This window comes from Streptomyces sp. NPDC001515, assembly GCF_053597115.1.
The window spans coordinates 157,664-176,202 of sequence record NZ_JBSFHN010000005.1; the positions used below are offsets into that span (position 1 = coordinate 157,664).

Annotated in this window: 10 protein-coding genes; all 10 read right to left on the reverse strand. The window is 75.3% G+C overall.

The window, feature by feature from the left end; translation table 11 throughout:
- Positions 1–32 precede the first annotated feature (32 nt).
- Positions 33–2,024 carry a hypothetical protein gene (locus tag ACWCXC_RS08385; RefSeq protein ID WP_450887476.1) on the reverse strand — a complete coding sequence of 664 codons (1,992 nt, stop codon included), beginning with the start codon at positions 2,022–2,024 and terminating at the stop codon, positions 33–35.
- On the reverse strand, positions 2,021–6,214 hold the full coding sequence (locus tag ACWCXC_RS08390) for a DUF5682 family protein (protein WP_450887478.1): 4,194 nt from the start codon (positions 6,212–6,214) through the stop codon (positions 2,021–2,023). Before ACWCXC_RS08390 ends, ACWCXC_RS08385 begins: the two co-directional genes overlap by 4 nt.
- 3 nt (positions 6,215–6,217) lie before the next feature.
- Entirely contained in the window at positions 6,218–7,477 is a 1,260-nt protein-coding gene (locus ACWCXC_RS08395; protein ID WP_450887480.1) for an ATP-binding protein, read from the reverse strand.
- Positions 7,474–12,639, reverse strand: a complete 5,166-nt coding sequence (locus ACWCXC_RS08400) for a hypothetical protein (protein WP_450887482.1) — start codon at positions 12,637–12,639, stop codon at positions 7,474–7,476. Before ACWCXC_RS08400 ends, ACWCXC_RS08395 begins: the two co-directional genes overlap by 4 nt.
- The gene (locus ACWCXC_RS08405; RefSeq protein WP_450685927.1) at positions 12,636–13,496 is read right to left on the reverse strand and encodes a DUF4132 domain-containing protein; all 861 of its coding nucleotides are present in this window, start codon (positions 13,494–13,496) and stop codon (positions 12,636–12,638) included. Before ACWCXC_RS08405 ends, ACWCXC_RS08400 begins: the two co-directional genes overlap by 4 nt.
- A gap of 339 nt (positions 13,497–13,835) precedes the next feature.
- Positions 13,836–14,576 carry a peptidylprolyl isomerase gene (locus ACWCXC_RS08410; protein ID WP_450887484.1) on the reverse strand — a complete coding sequence of 247 codons (741 nt, stop codon included), beginning with the start codon at positions 14,574–14,576 and terminating at the stop codon, positions 13,836–13,838.
- A 240-nt stretch (positions 14,577–14,816) separates the two neighbouring features.
- Positions 14,817–16,010 (reverse strand): ABC transporter permease, encoded by a 1,194-nt coding sequence (locus ACWCXC_RS08415; protein WP_450887486.1) that lies wholly within the window; start codon positions 16,008–16,010, stop codon positions 14,817–14,819.
- Positions 16,007–16,777 (reverse strand): ABC transporter ATP-binding protein, encoded by a 771-nt coding sequence (locus ACWCXC_RS08420; protein WP_450887488.1) that lies wholly within the window; start codon positions 16,775–16,777, stop codon positions 16,007–16,009. The genes ACWCXC_RS08415 and ACWCXC_RS08420 overlap by 4 nt, the downstream gene beginning before the upstream one ends.
- Positions 16,774–17,838, reverse strand: a complete 1,065-nt coding sequence (locus ACWCXC_RS08425) for a peptidoglycan-binding protein (RefSeq protein ID WP_450887490.1) — start codon at positions 17,836–17,838, stop codon at positions 16,774–16,776. Before ACWCXC_RS08425 ends, ACWCXC_RS08420 begins: the two co-directional genes overlap by 4 nt.
- Positions 17,835–18,485, reverse strand: a complete 651-nt coding sequence (locus tag ACWCXC_RS08430; protein WP_450887492.1) for a hypothetical protein — start codon at positions 18,483–18,485, stop codon at positions 17,835–17,837. The genes ACWCXC_RS08425 and ACWCXC_RS08430 overlap by 4 nt, the downstream gene beginning before the upstream one ends.
- Positions 18,486–18,539: the final 54 nt, after the last annotated feature.

Here is an 18,539-nt window from a genome sequence, read left to right on the forward strand (position 1 = left end):
GCGGGTCCCCGGCCGCCCCGGGAGCGGCCCGGCTACGCCGGGCGCTCCAGGGCCGGGTCCGGGTCCCAGGCCGCCGCGCACAGGGCCTCGGACACGGCGGCCGCGTACCGGGCTGCGGCGAGCCAGTGGGTGGCGAACCCGTCGGTGTCGGCGGGCAGCAGACGGCCGAAGGAATCACGTCCCCGCTCGGCGGCCGAGGCCCCGAGGGCGGTGAGGAGACCGGCGGCGGTGGGAAGTCCGCCGCGCCGGATCCTGCGCGACTCTTCGCCGAGGCCGCCGAGCATGCCGAGGGCGGCACGCCCCGCCGTGACCGCCTGCTCGACGCGGCGTTCCAGGAGATACAGCGGCGAGTGCGTGTCGGTGACGCCCGACCGCGCCGGGGCGGGGTGCGCACCGCGCGCCGTGGGGGCACTGGTCGCCGGGGCGGGGAAGTCGGCGCGGCGCAGCCGGTCGAGGCCCAGGTCGACCGTGCCGTCCTCGGTCGGGTGCGAGCAGGCGAGGAGCGCGAGCCGGGGGTGCGGGGCGGGGACCATCCGGCCGATGATCCTCAGCCGTGTCCCCGGAGCGGAGGCCAGCAGCGTCAGATTGTCGCGGTGGGCGAGGGCGGGCGCGTCGTCGGCCACGGCCAGCCGGATGACCGGGCCGCCTCCTTCGCACCGTGCGAGCAGGCAGGTTCCGGCCGGTTCCGGTACGGCGCCGAGCAGGTCGACGTCCAGGAACAGCAGGTCGCCGCCGCCTCCGGCCGGCTCGGTGTAGCGACCGGTGGACCGCAGGGCGCGGGCGGCCTGGCGGGCCGGCGGGGTCTGCCACAGCGCGGCGAGCGGCGGTTCCGTCCAGGCGACCCCGCGTGCGGTGACGGCCTTGACGTTCTTCCCGGCGCCGAGTCTGCCGTCGGGCGAGACCGTCGCCCCGGAGACGGCCAGACCGGCCCGGCCCAGCTCCCGGTGCGTGACCGCGCTGTCCCCCAGGCGTACGGCCCGGTCCGCCACGCCCACGGCCCGTCCGGCGCCGCCCGGAGCCACGTCCCCGACCGTGAACAGGCGGCCGTCGGCCGCGGCCACCCAGGTCCGGACGCCGCCGTGTCCCGAGTCGGTGACCACGGGTTCGGTGAACAGTCCGTAGAGGCGGAGCGAGCCGTCCGGGCTGTACGGGCGGCGGGCCCGGCCGCGCACGGCCTCCAGCTCCGCCCCGGACGCCCGGCCCACCCGGTGCGCGGTGCCCAGGAGTTCGCCCAGGGCCGTGACCAGATCGGCGGTGCGGTAGGACGCGTCCCCGGAGCGCGCGGCGCGCAGCAGCGTGACGACGGAGATCGCCGCTCCGGCGGCGCGGTGCAGTTGCCGGAGCCGCGCCGTGTGGGCGGCACGGAGCAGAACCGCCTGCGTCACGGCGCCGGCTCCGTCGACCCCCGCCTCCAGCACGGCGGCCCCGGCCGACCACAGCGCGGCGGCGGCGTCGCGTTGGGCGGGGGTCGCCGTTTCGGGCTCGGGGGCGGGGGTCGGGGTGGTGTCCGAGGTGGCACCGAGCGGGGCGGGCCCCGGGCCGGTGCCGGCCGGCGGGGTGGCGGGTGCCGGTGCCGCTGCCGCTGCCGCTGCCGGGGACCGGATGGCCGGAGTTGCCGTCGACGGCTCCGTGGCTGGTTCCGTCGTCGGCTCGTCGGTCGGACCGGCTGTCGGTTCTCCGGCCGGCAATCCGGCCGGAGCGTCCGTCACTTCCTCCGCCGGTTCGGCCGCCGGTTCGGCCGCCGGGGCCGCGCATGCGGCTGCGGCGCGGTGGACGCAGGCGGGGGCGAGGAGACAACCGCAGGTGATGCCCTCCACGGTGGCCACGCAGCCGCCCGGGGCGTGCAGGCGCAGCTCGGTGTCGTCGTCGACGGCGACGGTCACCGTGTCCCCCTCCCGGTGCACCGGCCGGGCGGCGAGCTTGGCGACCGCCGCGTCCAGGCGTTTGCGCAGCCGGGGCGAGAGGTCCTCCACGAGCGAGGCCGTCACGTCGGGTGCGACGGGGGGCAGCAGGGTGTCGGTCATGCGGTCTTCTCCCCGATCCAGCGGGCCAGTTCGAGCGGGCTGAGGGCCGCGACGGGCATTCCGGCGGCCACGAGCTGTCCGGCGACGCCCGTCGAGTAGCGCGGCCGGCCGGCGTCGTCGAGACTCGCGCACCCGAGCACATGGCAGCCGGTGGTCACCAGGGCCCGCACTTCGGCGAGCAGCCCGCCGAGCGGTGCCCCCTCCTCGAAGTCGCTGATGACCACGACGAGGGTGCGCGTGGGCACCGTGATCAGGCTGCGGGCGTGCCGCAGCCCGGCGGCGATGTGCGTACCTCCGCCCACGCTCACCTCCAGGAGGAGGGAGAGGGGGTCGTGCACATGGTCGGTGAGGTCGACGACCTCCGTGGAGAACGCCAGGAAGTGGGTGCTCAGCGTCGGCACGCCCGCGAGGACGGACGCGGTCAGCGCGGACCAGATCGTGGACGCCTCCATCGACCCGGAGACATCGGTGACCAGGATCAGCCGCCAGTCCGCCGACCGGCGGACCCGGCTGCGGAAGATCGGCTTCTCCGGAATCACCCGAACCGTGCCTTCCGCCGTGCGCCGGGCCGTCGCCAGGTTGGCCCGCAGCGTGCGCGGCAGGTCCAGCCGGCCCCCCGGGCGGCGGGTCGGACGGGCCGCCATCGGACCGGTGAGCGCCGGCCGCAGCCGGGTGGCGAGCTGACGGGTCAGCTCCTCGACCAGCCGGCGCACCAGCGGCCGGAGCGCCGCGATCCGGGCTTCGGGAAGTCCTCCGGCGTACCGCAGAATCGTCCGCAGCAGCTCCACCGACGGGGTGGCGGCAGCCGGGTCCAGCTCCGCCAGCACGTCCTGCCGCCCCGTCCCGGCCGCGGCGGCCAGGACCTCCTCCCGTACTCCGGGGCCGAACAGCGCGGCCAGTTCCTCGGACCACTCGCGCACCCCGGGGAACGACGGTTCCCGTCCCCCGCGCGCCCCCGGGCCGCCGCCTCCCGGCAGGCCGCCCCGGGATCCCTCGCCTCGCCCCGCGCCGTACAACTCGTCCAACGCGGTCGCCAGCCGGGCCGCCCCCGGCGCCATCCGCTCCGACCGACGCCCGAGCACCAGCCGCCAACGGTCCGCGGGCCCGAGCGCCCGCGCCAAAACCCCTTCGCCCGCGACCCCGGCCTCCCACCCGTCGTGCCGACCGGATGCCCCGCCGGGCGAGGCCGCGTCCACCGAGACGGAGACCGACCCTTCGCCCGCCGCACCGGAACGGGACGCCTCCGCAGGCGAGTTGCGCGGCCCCGAATGCTCGACCGGGACGTCTTCGTCCGTCACTTCCGCCGCCGTGTGGGGCAGGCTGCCGCCGGCCGACGACCCGGCCGACCCGGCGGAGCCGCGTGGTGCGTCCCCTGACGCGTCCGCCGGAGGCGTCGGGACCGGTAGGTCAAGCGCGGCCAGGAGCGTGCGGGCCGTGAGGTCGGCGGTCGTGCGGCGGGCCAGTTCGGCCGGGTCGTCGGCGTCGAGGGTGCCGACGCGTTCGCCGAGGCGTTCCTCGACCATGTCGAGGAGGCGGTCGCGGGCGGCCGGGCTCAGGGTGTCGAAGCCGCCGCGCAGGGCGGGCAGCCGGGCGAGGAAGGCGTCGTCGTCCAGCTCGACGACCCGGCGGAGCAGGGGGTCCAGGGCGTCACCGACGACGGTCAGGAGCGGGCCGGCCACGGTGAGGACGCCGGTGAGGCGGGCCGTGAGCGCGGTCCGGGAGGCGCTGTTCACGGCGCCGTCCACCCAGGAGGCGACGCGTCCACCGAAGCCCTCGGCCTCCTCATGGCCCATGAGCACCCTGACCGCGCCGGCGGCCGCCGCGATCAGCGGGGTGCCGTCGGCGGCGAGCCGGGCGAGGGCGGCGGTGAGCCGGATACCGCCCAGCCGGTCGGCCCGCTGGGCGAGTTCGAGCAGGGCACGGGCGTCAGCGGGCTCCTCCGAACCCGCCAGCCCCTCCACCTGGCGGACCGCGGCCGAGGTCAGGATCTCGGCCGTCCGGCCGGTGCGTCCGGCCCGGACCGTGTCGGAGTCGCCGGGGACGGGGACGTCGTCGGACACGGCCGTGACCGGCAGATGGCCCGCGTCGATGCGGTCCAGCAGGGCGAGCCCGGCGAGGAGTTCGGGCAGGGTACCGCTCGACGGAAGCACGGACGCCAGTTCCGCGAGGCGTTCGTCGGCGAGGGCGGGGAGCCCGCATTCGGCGGCGTCGGTGAGGCCGCGGACGACCTCGGCCGCCGTCGGGCCCCCCGCCCCGCGCTCGGACGCGTGGCGCTGCCGCAGCGTGCCCTCGGCCGCCTGGGCCGGGGTGACACCGCGGACCCCGGCCGCGGTGAGCATCGCGGCCGTCGCGGGGGTCCACCGGACCTGCCAGCGCGTGGTGATCCCCTCGGTGCCCGCCGCGCCGGTCACGCCCTGCTCCTCGGCGTACGGAATACCGCATACCGCGAGCCTGCGGAGCAGCAGTTCGCGGCGCCGGTCGAGGGCGGAGCGCGCCGGGTCGAGCCGGAGGTCGCGCGGCTGCTTGGCGTGCGCGTCGTCCGGTCCGGGAAGGGAGAGGGCCTCGGTCTCGGCCTCGACGGCGGGGCCCAGACCGCCGCGCGGCGCGGTGGGTGTGGGCCGTCCGGTCCGGTCACCGACGAGGACGCGTTCGAGGGCCTGGGCGACGGCACGCCCGGTGCCGTACGTCTCGCCACGCCCCAGCACCGTCTGCACGGCTTCCAGGAGTTCGCCGCGTCCCGGGGCGGGCAGCCCGCGCAGCCGGGCCAGGTCGCCGGCCACCCGGACGACTTCGCGCCCGTCCGCCGGGCCGTACGGGTGGCCCTGCTCGCGCAACGCGGCGCAGACCCGGACCGCCGTGCGGACCAGCGCCTCGTCCAGCGCGGCCGGGTCCCCGGCGGCGTCGAGGACGGTGTGCTGCCATTCGGGGTCCCGGATCCCCGCCGGGTATCCGGAGCGCGAGTCGAGCAGGGCGTAGGTGTACGGAACGAGGGAAACCGTGCACGCCGCGTCCCCGGCGGAACCGGCCGTCCCGGGCGCCGTCTCGCGGGCAGCCGCCTCGTGGGCGGCGGGCCGGGGCGCGACATCGGCGGGGTGCCCGGCGTGCTGCCCGGCGGGGTGTCCGTCCGTGCGACCGCCGGCCGGGCCGGTGCCGGACCGCTCGGGTGCGGTGCCCGCCGTTTCGGACGTTCCGGAGGTCCTGGGCGCGTCGGGAGCCGAGGTGCCGGGTGTGGGGGGAGCCGAAGTCCCGGACACGTCGGGCGCCGAGGTCCTGCGCGCGTCCGGCACCGAGGTCCCGGGCGCGTCGAATGCCGGCATCCCGGGCGCATCGGGCCCCGAAGTCCCGGGCGCGTCAGGCACCGCAGTCCCTGCCTCGTGGGGCGCCGAGGTCCGGGGCGCGTCCTGCCCCGGGTCCCGCGCGTCCGTGCCGGAGGGCAGCAGGGCCGGAGTGTGGAAGGCCCCCACCACGACGGCGGGCCGCCGCCCGTCCGCCAGGGCCTCGGCGACGCACCGGCGCATCCATGCCTCGCGCGCCCGGTCCGTCCGGGACACCCCGTCCCGGGCCTCCGTCTCGCGGCGCAGCGCCCAGCCGGTGAGCAGGGCGGCGCGGCGGATCGCCTCGGGAGTCGAGCCCGGGGCATGGGCCTCGACGAGGCGGTCCCAGAGGTCGTCGCCGTCGCGGCCGGTGAGCCCGGCCCTGAGGGCGTCGGAGAGGCCGTCGCCCTCTCCCGCCGCCGGTGCGGGCGCCGGAAGCGGGGCGGGGGCTGCTGAACCGCCCTCCGCCCAGGCCCGGTCGGCCAGTGGGAGATCGCAGGCCACGGCCGGGACGCCGTTGCGGGCCGCCCAGCGCAGCGCCACCAGTTCGGGCGAGAAGTCCGCGAACGGGTAGAAGGCCGGGCCGCGTTCACCCGGCGTCCCGGGGCCGGCCCCGGCGGCGGGCACGGCGGCCAGCGCCACCGGGGCCCTGGTCTCCTCATGGGCGAGCAGACCCAGCCAGGGCTGGAACTCGGCGGGCAGTTCCACGAGCAGGACGTCCGGGGCGGCCTCGTCCAGCAGCACCGGGAGCGCCGCCGCCAGCGAGGGCGCGTGGTGGCGCACACCGATCAGGAACGGTGCCCCGGGGCCCGTCGCCGCGAGCGCCGCCACCGCGGCCTCGGGGACGGCGGGCCCGTGCGTCAACGACTGGCTCATCGCTCAGTTCTCCAGGACCGCGCGCAGGTCCCACAGGGCGCGCCAGGTGGCTGTCCCCTGTTCGGCGCGCCTGCGGACCGGACCGTCCCAGTACCCCAGCAGCCGGGCGGCGTCCGCGGGGTCGTCCTTGCGGACGACGCCGAGCAGGTGGCCGGGCAGCAGCGAGAGGACGTCCCGGTCGCCGGGGAAGTAGGCGGCGGCCAGTCCGAGGGCGCCCGCCACGGAGACGGCCTCCGCCGTACTCATCACCGTCGAGGGGCGTTCGACCTCCCAGCCCTCCACGGAACGGCCCTCCCTCAGGTCCCGGAAGGCGGTGACCAGGGCTTCGAGGACCGCGTCGTCCACCTGGTAGGCGGCGCCGACGCGTTCGACGGCGGCCTTCGCCTGGCTCCGTACGAGCGCGGTCTCCGCGTCCACGTTCCCGATGGGACCCACGGTCTCGAAGTTGAAGCGGCGCTTGAGCGCGGCGGACATCTCGGAGACGCCCTTGTCCCGCAGGTTGGCGGTGGCGATGAGGGTGAACCCGGGGGCGGCGTGCACCTGGGCCCCGGGGCCGCCCGCGAGTTCGGGTACGGCGATGCGGCGCTCGGAGAGCAGGGACACCAGGGCGTCCTGGACCTCCGGCAGACAGCGGGTGATCTCCTCGACGCGGGCGACGGCTCCCCGGGTCATGGCGGTGAGCACCGGTGAGGGCACCAGGGCCTGTTCGGTGGGGCCCTGGGCGAGCAGCAGCGCGTAGTTCCAGCCGTACTTGAGCTGGTCCTCGGTGGTGCCCGCCGTGCCCTGCACCGTGAGCGCGCTGGTCCCGCAGACGGCCGCCGAAAGGAGCTCGGAGAGAAGGGACTTGGCGGTGCCGGGCTCGCCCACGAGGAGGAGTCCGCGTTCCCCGGCGAGGGTGACCACGCACCGTTCGACCAGGGCGCGCTCGCCGACGAACTTCTGCTCGATCACCAGGCGCGGTGGTATTCCGTCCGCAGGACGGGTGCCCTTGGGCAGGCTCAGCGCCTCGCCCGCGCTGCCCATCACGAAGGTGACGACGGCCCTCGGGGTGAGGAGCCAGCCGGGCGGCCGGGGTCCGGCGTCGTGGGCGGCGAGGAAGGCCAGCTCGGTGGCGTAGCGGTCCTCGGGCGGCGTGACCTGGCGGTGCTGCTCCGGGCCGGGGGCGGTGGCCCGGCCGGGAGCTCCGTCCGGGGCGGTGGGGCCGTTCATGGGAGGGGTGCCGTTCCTGGTGGTGTCGTTCATGGCGGTGGTGTCGTGTGTCATCGGCGGCGGCCCTTCCGGGACGCGCGGGTGTCCAGTTCCTCGAAGCCGGGCGCGTCGCCGCCCCGGACCCGTGCCCAGGCGACTTCGTACAGCGCGGGCACGGACAGGTGCGGGAGCGTGCGGGAGCTGCCCGCCACGGGGTACAGGTTTTCCTTCCAGGTCTCCAGCGGCAGTCCGGGTGCCGATCGTTCGATCCAGCCGCAGGGGAGGAACAGGGTGCGGCCGGCCCGGGAGCGCTTCGCCTCCACGACCAGGTCGGTGGCGGCGAGTTCGGCGCGGGCCTTCTTGACGCGGGCGGGCTTCCACCCGGTCCAGCGGACGCAGTTGCGGTCCGTCGGATCGGGCAGGGCCAGGAGCATCAGGTAGAGGGCGGCGGCGTCCGCGCTCAGCCCGAGCGTCCCGGCGGCCTCGGCCACCAGCTCCGGGACCGTGCGGGTGGGGTCCTGGGCCGGGTGGTGCGGGGTGCCGTCCGGGGCACCGGCCGAGACCATCGTGTCGGCGTCCGCCGCCAGGAGGGCGCGCAGGGCGTGCAGGTCCTCCGTGCCGTGACCGCCGACCGTGCCCTCGACGAGGCCGAACGCGGGGTCGTCGGGGCCGGTCAGACCGGCCGGGCGGATCAGCAGCTTCTCGCTGTCGCCGTGGCCGGGGGCGAGGAGCAGGGCCTCGCCCGCGCGGACCAGTCCGTCGGGGCCGGCGCCGCCGGACTCGGGGAGTCCGTGGGCGGCACGGATCACGGGACCGATCGAACCTCCCGACTCGGTCCAGTCCATGCCGAGTTCCAGCACCAGGGCGGGGTCGGCCAGACGGTCGCGCAGCGCCGCCAGCCCGACGGGCAGGTGGGCCCGCAGCGGGTGCCCGTACGGCAGGGCATAGGCGAGCGCGCGCAGCGCGGTGTAGGCGGAGGTCAGTTCGCTCCGTGCGCCGACGCGGAGCAGGCCCTTGCTCCCCGTGCCGTCGGCGGCGTCGATGCTCCGGGTGAGCCATTTCCGGGAGCCCGTGTTCAGGACCAGGTCGACGGACTCGTGGGAGGTGCCCGACAGGTCCAGGTCCAGTTCCTCGGGGACGCGGACCAGGGAGGACAGACGCTCCTTCCAGACGTCGGCGGCGGCCCGGACGTCGGGGCCGGTGGCCCAGAGCGCGGCCGGGTCCTCGGGCAGCAGGGCCTGGAGAACGGCGTGCTGCTCGTCGTGGGGCAGGGCATCGACCCTGGACCGGGCAGCCTCGAAGGCACGGGTCTTGACGCCGAGCAGCGCGAGCGCGTCGGTGCCCGGCTCGCTGACGGCCGCCGACAGCAGGGCGACGGACTGGAGGGCGCCGATCCCGGTGGCCTCGTGGAACGCCTCGGCGGCCTCCGGACGCCAGGGGGCCGGTCCCTGTACCCGTATCAGGGAGGTGTACCGGGTGAGGCGGTCGCGGGAGATGCCGTGGCGGTACACGTGCTCGCGGTCCACGGTGAAGCCGGGGACGGGGCCGAAGGCGCCGCTCGGGTCGTGCTCCAGGGCGCACCAGCGCACCTCGTCGCTCCAGTAGTACCGGCCCCGGTCGGCGATGATGACGACGGTGCGGTCGCCCTTGCGCAGCACGTGGCCGAGCCGCTGGGCGGACTCGGGCCGGCCGCTGGACCCGGCGGCCTCGGGCACCGTCTCGACGAGGTCCATCCGTCGGAGCGTGCCCGCCGGACCGGCGAGCGGGCCAGCCGCCAGGGTGTCGAGGAGTTCCACGAGCCCGGCGCGGTGCTCGGGCGGGGTGGTCTCCGAAGCGGCCCGGAAGACCAGCTCCGGCAGGAGGTCGAGGGCCATGGTCCAGGCCGCGGCGTCGCCGGGCACGGTGTACTCGTCGCGCTGCCAGCCGTCCGCGGGTGTGAACGGGACCTTGGAGGAGATCTCCCGGCCGAACGCCGGTGCGCCGCCGAGCACATGGTTGACGGCGAGGATCTGCTGGATCGCGCTCCACCGCTTCCCTCCGCCCCACCAGCCACCGTACATCCGGTCGGAGCCCCAGGCGGAGGCGGTGCGCAGGGTCTCGTCGTCGGCGTGCTCGGGCTCGCGGTCGAAGAACATGCCCTTGGTGCGGGCGGTGTCGCGGGGCTTCGCGGGCTGCGCGGGCGCGGGCGGTTCCACGTACCGGCGGGCCGAGTGCGACCGGTCGACGGCGGTCCGGACGAAGGAGGTGACGCCCTCGAGGAGCCGGGGGTCGGTCACTTCGGGGAGCAGCCGGGCGACGGCGTCGCGGGTCATCTCCGCCGCCGAGGGTCCGGTGTAGTCGTCGGCCTCCCGGAACGCCCGGTGGTGGCGGGCGAGCGCTTCGGCGACCGCGCCGAACAGCTCGCCCGCCCGGGTGTCCGTCATGGCGCGCAGGGCGGCGGAGCCCTGCTCGTCCCTCGGGCGCAGGGCGTGCCAGAAGGCGAGCGGCGGCACGTAGGGGGTGCCGGCGGCGTCGTTGTCGCCGGAGGTGCCGGGGGTGACGGACCAGAGGGTGCCGCCGGTGCCGTCGGTGTCGGCGGGGTGGGCCTGCACGGTGCGCTGGTTCAGCGCCACGACCGGCCGTGCTCCGCCGGGCAGGGCGAGGGTGCCGAGCGGCACCGGGGCGCTGCCGTCGGGCAGCGGGTGCGGCAGGGAGACCGTCCGCCCGTCGGGGGTGCCGGCGACGATGCGGTGCCCGTCGGCGGGGTCGGCCGTGCCCGGTTCGGTGACGGTGCGACGGACCCAGCGGCCGAGGATGGTGCCGTCGGTGCCGAACGGGGTGGTCTCCAGGCCGGGCTGGAGCGGCAGCACCTGGCACGCGCCGGTGAGCAGCCTGGCTCCGTCGCGCACCGCGGAGGCGAGGAAGGCGGGGAGGGAGGCGCGGCCGTGCGTGCCGGCTGCCGGGTCGTACTCCAGCCAGACGTGCTGGGTGCCCTGCCGGCCCTCGCGCCAGTGGCCGGTGCCGTCGGAGATGACGGGGCGCTGCGGCGGGAGGACGGTGTCCCCGGCGTGCAGGGCCTTGCCGCCGGTGGCGCGGCCGCCGCCGGGGAGCGGGACGCAGACCTCGTCGGTGGAGCTGTAGCCGCCCCAGCGGGGGGTCTGTTCGCCGGTGACGGTGAAGATCTCGGTGGGGCGGTGGGACCAGTAGCCGCGTTGCTTGCCCTCGTCCCACCAGATGACGAGCAGTTCGCCGTCGACGTAGCGGAAGGCGAGGGCGCGCCAGTGGTCGACGGGGCCGGGCAGTTGGAGGGTGTGGTGCAGCAGGACGCCCTCCGGGCCCACGACGACGGCTCGCTCGGGGGTGTGGAGGATCAGTGCGGGCCAGGCCCCGGTGATGCGGACGCCCTGCGATCCGTGGCGCCGCTGGTTGGCGGCCTCGGTCTCGGCGACCAGTTCGGCGTACGTCTCGTCCAGGGCCGGCCAGCCGAGTTCGTCGGGGATGCCGGTGCGCAGGGTGGCGGCCAGCACGGGCGGGACGTCGCGCTCCTTGATGACGCGCACCGCCTCCGGCGCGACGTCGGCGGCCACGGCGCGGAAGGCCGAGAGCTTGTGGAGGGCGGTGCGCAGGCCGGGGAGTCCGGCCGCGTCACGGTACTCCTCGGCGCCGGCGGTCAGCCATTCCTTGAGGAGTTCGCGGAGGACGGGGTGCTGCGCCAGCCGCGTCAGCGCGGCGGTGTCGAGCGCTTGGCCGTGGCGGTGTCCGATCGCGCCGATGGTCCGGCGCAGCAGGTCCCGGAAGACGGGCCGGGCGGCGACGGCGGCGAGGTCGCGTGCGCCGGGTGTGGTGTCGGTGAACCAGATGACGAAGGGGACGCCGGGGCTCTGCGCGTGGTCCGAGTCCAGGTCGTCCGGTTCGGCGACGGGGACGCCGGAGGCGAGGCAGAGGTCGAGGAGGTCCAGGTCGGCGTTGCGCTGCCAGCGGCCCTGGAACAGTTCGACGGGGCGCCCGTCGGCGCGCAGCCGGTCCGCCATCCGCGCGACCAGCTCCAGGGTGTGCGGGCTGCGGCCCGCGGTGGCCCGGTTGCGGCGGCGGTGTGCTTCCCAGCGGGCGAGCCAGTCCGCCGGGGAGACGGGCCGTTCGATGGCGGACCCCTCGTCCTCGGGGGCGTCCGGGAGGGCGGTCAGGAGTTCTTCGGCGCCGGACTCCGCCAGCAGCGCGAGCCAGCCGCGTTCGCCCTCGGTGTCCTTGCCGCTCTCGCTGAAGGTTTCCGGGAAGAAGCCGAGCAGTCGCGCTCGTACGGCGGCGTCCTGCCGGGCGAGGGCGAGGAGCGCGGGCCGGTACGCCGTCCAGAACGAGGCCGGGGCGCGGACGACGCCCGGGGAGTCGATGAGATCGGCCACCAGGTCGCGTTCGGCGGCGTCCTGGTCCAGCCCCGCGGCCTTGACCAGGGCGCGTACGTCCTGGGGCAGCGCGGCGTAGGGCGGCATGCCGGCCGCGCAGCGTTCGACCAGCAGGCGGCGGAACTGGGCCCAGGCGTCCTCCGGTGCGAGCCGGGCCACCAGGTCGCGCACGTACTGGCGCAGCGCCTTGACGGTCAGCGCGCCGGCGAAGGCGAACTCCAGGAAGACGGCTCGCTGCCGGTCCTCGTCCACGACGAGTCCGTGGACCCGCTCGGCCTCGCGGGCCTTGCCGAAGAAGGAGGCGGCGTAACTGGTGCTCTCGGCCTGGAGGAAGAGGCGGGCGACCTGCTCGTAATAGGTGGGGAGGAAGTGGGGAACGGCCCGGCCCAGGCGCGTGCCCAGGGCGTCGAAGCCGTCCTTGGCCGCTCCGGCGCGGGTCTTGGCCTGGCGGCCCAGCCGCTCGATGTCCTTGACCAGCGCGAGGGCGTGGTGCCCGTTGGCCGGGTCGTTGACGAGGGCCCAGGCGGGGAAGCCCAGGGTCTCCCTGCGTACCTGGCCGACCACGGGGGCCTCGGTGGTCCGGGCCAGTCCGAGGAAGTCCAGGGCCAGGTCCTCGGCCTCGCCGAGGGTGCCGGGCACGAGCCTGACCACCGGGCGGTCGCCGAGGGCCGTGTGCGTGTAGGTGCGTGCGGTCAGGGCGTCCGCGTCGTCCCGGTCGGTGGTGCCGGCCGGAAGGATCGCGCCGGCGTCCAGCAGGGCCGCGGCGCGGGCGTCGGTGAAGGGCTCTCCCAGCGGGCTGCGGGGCTGCGGCGGGCCGGCCGTCGTGGTCGTGTGGGTGTTCGTCGTCGTGGTGCTCATGCCGCCTGCTCCTCGTCCTCCAGATCACGGCCGGCGTAGAGCGCCGCCGCCATGCGCATGCCCTCGGACCACGCGACGGGGCCGACCTCGGCTGCCGTCAGCGCGCGTCCCGTGGGGTCGGTCCAGCCCAGCGGACCCGTCTCGGTGTCGTAGGCGTCGTAACCGTCGTGCTCACCGATCCAGATGCGGGCCTCCGCCGTGGTCCCGTTCTCGACGACGGGGCACACCGCGTATCCGCCGCGGACCCGGTAGCCGAGCTGGGTGGCGCGGCCGTGCAGGAAGCGCAGCTCCTTGAAGACACCGCCCGCGTACGTGTCCACGGACGTGGTGTCGGCGGCCAGTCCCTCCGGCCGGCGCCACACCTCGCGGAACAGCTGCTCCACGTTCTGGCTCACGCCGAGCTCGACCGCGAACTCGCGCAGGTCCTCCAGGTCGTCGAGGAGGACCGGGTGCGGCACGCTGACGACGTCCGGGGTGATGCGGACCGTGTCGCCGTCCAGGTCGACGAGGCCGAGTCCGCGGTCCGGGTCGACGTCGCGGAGGAATCCGGCGACGCCGCCGTCGGCCCCGGTGACGACCGTGTCCCGCAACGCCTCCTGCCAGGCCGGATCGGGCCAGACCCGCGCCAGCACGGCCGTGGGAACGGGCAGCGACCGCACCATCCACTGCTCGACGTCCGTCAGGCACCGCTGCTCGTGCCGGGTCAGCCACTCGGTCAGCTGCCGGAGGCCGACGACCGCCGGGTCGTCCTTCAGCTTGGCCGGGACGGACTTCAGCCGTCGGCCCTTCTCATTGCGGCAGACCACCTTGCCCGCCTCCAGGGCGACTTCGTAGTCGCCCGCAGGAACCCACCCCATGCGCTGTTCTCCCCGTCGTTCCCGACGGCCGCCGGACCGGCGGCACGCTGATGAAACCCGTCGGCGGCAACTCACCGTGACGAGTGAGACAGACTCTAGGTGCCGCCACTGACAACGCGGATCTCGGGGACGGGGGCCGGTCCACGACCGTCACGTGAACGCGAACGGGGCGCGCGGGGCGCTCGGGGACCACGCGTCGGCGGGCCGGCCGCTCGCACCGGCGGGCCCGGTGGTGCCGCTGCGGGAGGGCGGAGAACAGGGCCGGGCACGGAATTCAAGAACCAGGGGCCCGCCCGCCGGCCGGTCGCGTGGTGGGGACGCGCCGGCCGGGGCCGTGCGTCAGTGCCGGAAGGACGGCCGGACGCTGAGCAGTTCGGTGCGCAGCGCGGGCGTTCCGTCGACGGGCGCGGGATTCTCCGCGGTCGGCACGATGCCGCCGGCGGCGACCTTGTCGAGCGTCTTCAGACCGTCGGCGCCGACCGTGCCGAAGACCGTGTAGTCCGGCCTCAGCACGGAGTCGCCGTAGACGACGAAGAACTGCGAACCGTTCGTGTCCGGACCGGCGTTGGCCATCGCCAGCAGGCCGCGGCCGTAGAGGCGGCGGGTGCCGGTCGTGTCGCCCGGCACCGTCGGCAGGTCCACGGGAAGCTCGTCCTTGTACGTGTAGCCGGGTCCGCCTTCGCCCGTGGCGCTGGGGTCGCCGCACTGGAGGACCCTGAGCGTGGGATACGCCGTCAGCCGGTGGCACACGGTCCGGTCGTAGAACCGGTGCCGCGCCAGGTGCACGAAGCTCTGCACGGTGCACGGAGCCTTCGCCCGGTCCAGCCGCAGCGGGAGCGCGCCCTGGCTGGTGCGGACCGTCGTGGGTACGGTGCCGTGCGCGGGGGTGTGCCGTGGATCGCGCGGCAGGGGAACCCGACGCGCCGCGGGCTCGTCCGGAGTCTCGGTGTACTGGCACGGACCGTGCGTGGTGCGCGGCGTGGTGACGGAGGCGGAGCCGGAACCTGAGGCGGAGGCGACGCCGCCCCCGGACGCCACCAGTGCCACCGCGACCACCGCGGTCATGAGAGTTCGGCCCATGCTGCACACCCTCCAGAAGATCGCCCGGTTGCGGAGCGGTCGCAGTCTAGGGCGCGACCCGACGGGCGAGAACCCGCCCGTCGGCCACATCCGTCTGACGGCCTTCGGCCACGCGAACCGGTCGATTCCCGTACGCGCCGCCCGGATTCGGCGCCGTACTCCCGCCCTGTTTCACTGCCGCACCGACCTGCTCGGTTTCGGTGCCGCAGGCCCGCCCTGTCGCGGCGCTCGGCACGACTGTCAGGAGGTGTTCAGGGCCACCGTGGGATGCAGGCGGGACGCCCGGACCGCCGGATAGAGTCCCGCGATCACGCCGATGACCAGAGTCGCCGCCACACCCCCGGCCAAGGACTCGGGCGGGACCACCGCCGTCCAGCCCTGGACGCGTGCGAAGCCGTACGTCGCGGCCGTGCCCAGGAGCGCGCCCGTCACCCCGCCGAGGGCGGAGAGCAACAGCGACTCGGTGAGGAACTGGAGGCGGACCGCACCCCGGGTCGCGCCCAGCGCGCGTCTGAGGCCGATCTCCTGACGGCGCTCCAGCACCGAGATGACCATGGTGTTGGCCACGCCCACCCCACCGACCAGCAGGGCCACCGCGCCCAGTCCGAGCATGAGCGTGGTCAGTCCTTCGTCGGTGGCGGTCTTCGCGGCCAGCGCGTCCGAGGGACGGGAGACCTTGATGCCGCCTTCCCGGCCGGGGTCGACGGTGCGGGCCAGGATCGCCCGTACGTCCTCGACGGAGGCGTCGGTGGAGCGCTCGAAGACGGTGGTCGGATGTCCGTCGAAGCCGAAGTACCTTTCGGCGGAGGGGAATCCGACCATGGCCACGCGGTCCAGGGCGGGGACCAGTTCGAGAGGCTTCAGGATCCCGACGACGGCGACCCGTGTGTCGTTCATCATGATCGTCTCGCCGGTACGGGTGATGCCGAGGCGTCGCGCGGCGAGAGAGCCGAGCACCGCCGTCGGCAGCCGTTCGGAAGCCGGGTCCAGCCAGACGCCCCGGGACACCTCGCCGCCGAGAGCCGCGAGGAGGTCGCGGCGGACCGCCTGGGCGGTGACGCCCGCCGAGCGTTCCTCGGGGACCACGTCGCTCCGGCGGATCCGGGCGTCGATGTCGGCGGAGGCGGTGGCCTGCCGCACCGGGCCGATCCGCTGGACCATCGCCACCGCGTTCTTCGGGAGCTTGATCTCCTCCCCGGTGGGACTCCTGCCGGCCTCCGCCGTGAGCAGATTGGTGCCGAGGCGGTCGAGCCGGGCCATCAGGTCCGCGCGGCTCGACTCGGACAGGCCGACCACGGCGACCATCGTCGCGATGCCGATGGCGATACCGAGCGCCGAGAGCACCACCCGGGCGCGCCGCGCGCGCAGCCCCACGGCGCCGACGCGCAGGACGTCGCCGGGCGAGAGCCGGGCGGGCCGGAGACCGTCTCTCATGACGTCCCCTCCGGCGCGCGGGTTCCGTGCCCCTGCGGAGGCGACGGGCGGCCCGTGTCCGACACGATCTCCCCGTCCCTGAAGCGCACCCGCCGCGGCAGCGCCTCCGCGATCTCCTGGTCGTGGGTGATCACGCAGACGGTCGTGCCGCCCGCGTTGAGCTCGCGCAGCAGCTCCATGACGATCCCGCCGGACGCGGTGTCGAGCGCCCCGGTGGGTTCGTCCGCCAGGAGCAGCCGGGGCTCGCCCACCAGGGCGCGGGCGATGGCCACCCGCTGTTTCTCGCCTCCGGACAGTTCGTGGGGCGTGTGCGAGGCCCGGTGGTCCAGTCCCACCGTGGCCAGTGCCTCCCGTGCCCGCACGCGCCGTCGCGCGCGCGGTATCCCCGCGTACAGCAGCCCGTCGGCGACGTTGTCCACCGCGTCGCGGCCGGCCGCCAGGTGGAAGTGCTGGAACACGAAGCCGATGTGGCGGGCCCGCAGGGCCGAGAGCCGGGCGTCGGACAGCTCGGCCACGGGGTATCCGGCGATCCTGACCGTGCCGCTGGTGGGCTTGTCGAGGGTGCCCATGATGTGGAGCATCGTGGACTTGCCGGAGCCGGACGGGCCGACGACGGCGAGCAGTTCGCCGGCCGTCACCGCGAGGTCCACCCCGCGCAGGGCGTGGACGCCCCCGGGGTACGACTTGGTGGCACCCCGCAGTTCGACCACCAGCGGCTCCGGGGGCGCGGCCGGGCCGTGCGTCCGGGGTGCGGGGAGTGCCGTCATGACGCCGCCACCCCGACCTTCATCCCCTCTCGCAGTCCGGCGCCGCTGACCTCGATCCGGCCGTCGGCGGTCATGCCCGTCTCCACCCGTACCATCCGGGACGTGGTGCCCTGGACGATCTGGAGTCCGTAGCCGCCGTTCTCGCCCCGCAGGGCCACGACCGCCTCCACGGGAACCGCGAGGACGTTCGTGCGCGCCTCGCTGACGAAGCGCACGCTCGCGCCCGCCCGGGGGTCCTCGCCGGAGGCGGCCTTCGCCCCGCCGTCCAGGACGACTTCGACGGTGATGCCCTCCTGGGACGCGTCCTCGGAGGCGCCCGCCTCGGGGCGTACCGTGCCGGCGACCTTGCCCGTGACGGTCCGCCCGCTCGGCAGGGTGACCTCGACCTTGGTGCCCGAGGCGGTCAACGCGGCTTCGGTCGTGTCCAGTTCGGCCCGGACGACGGGCTGGGGAGAGGCCACGGTCAGGACCGTGTCGCCGGGCGCCACACGGTCGGCGAGAGCCGCGTCGGCGGAGACGACCTTGACCGGTCCGGGCTGGAAGACGACATCGCCGGCGCCGACGCGGCCGGTGGGCTGCCGGTTGAGGGACTTCTGCCATCGTTCGACGGCGGCCGCGGTGTCCGGGCCGTACCAGACGTCGGCGTACAGCCCCGATCCGTAGCCCAGCTCCCTGAGGTTGCGCTCCAGTTGCAGCACATCGCTGCCGCGGTCGCCGTTCTTCATCTCGCGGAACATGGGGACCGGGCCGCGCAGGAGGGTGACGGGCTTGTCGTTCAGCTCGTACAGCGCCTGGCCGGCGGTCACCGTGGAACCCTCGGTGGCGGCCACCGTGACGGTGCCCTCGACGGCGGCCTTGACCGGGCGGCGCCGTGCGAAGTCGAGTTTCCCGTCGACCGTCGTGGACCGCACGAGGTCGGTACGGACGACGGCGGCGGTGGCGGGCGGCAGACCAACGCCGGCGGCCGGCTCGGAGCCGCCGCCCTCGCCGATCAGCAGCACGCCTCCAGTGGCCACGACTCCGGCCGTGCCGAGTGCGAGGAGTACGGTGCGTCGTCTCACTGCATGCCTTCCACGCTGTCGATCAGCTTCGGCCGGCAGGTCTCCTGCGCCTTCTTGTACGTGGGCGAGCCGACGTCGAGGACGGGCGAGGCCGGATTCGGGTCACCGCCCGGGATGGCCTGGCCGCCGTTCATGGTCGGGTTGGTGAAACGCGAGACGCCGTTGTCCCGCATGCACGTGGCGTGGGCGAGCATCGACTCGTACGCCTTCTGCTGGTCGACCTCGGGCTCCACGTCCATGGCGGCCTGCATCTCGGGGACGCAGACGCCGTTCTTGCCGCCCTTCCACGCCTCCTGCTCGCCGGATCGTTCGACGACCTTCTCGATCTTCACCCAGTCGAGATATCCGCTCAGCTTGGGGTCGGGGTAGTCCTTGTAGCCGCCCTTGGTGCGCATGCACCGGACGTACGTCAACTGGGCGTCGTAGTAGGCGCTCTTGGCGGTGGGCCGGGGGGTCACGGTGCCTTCGGGGGCTTCGGGCGTCCCGGAGGAGGGGCCGGCGGACGGGACGTCGGCGATGGGCGGGTTCTTCTCGTTCCCCGCACCGGAGTCGTCGCCGCAGGCGGCCGCGAGCGCGAGGACGGGCAGGGTCATCAGGGTGGCGGCGCGCAGCCGCAGGGCGGCCCGGGGCCGCGTTGCGTAGCTCATGGGTCCCACGATCACCACCCAGCGTGATGGGCCGTCCATGGTTCCATGATGGGA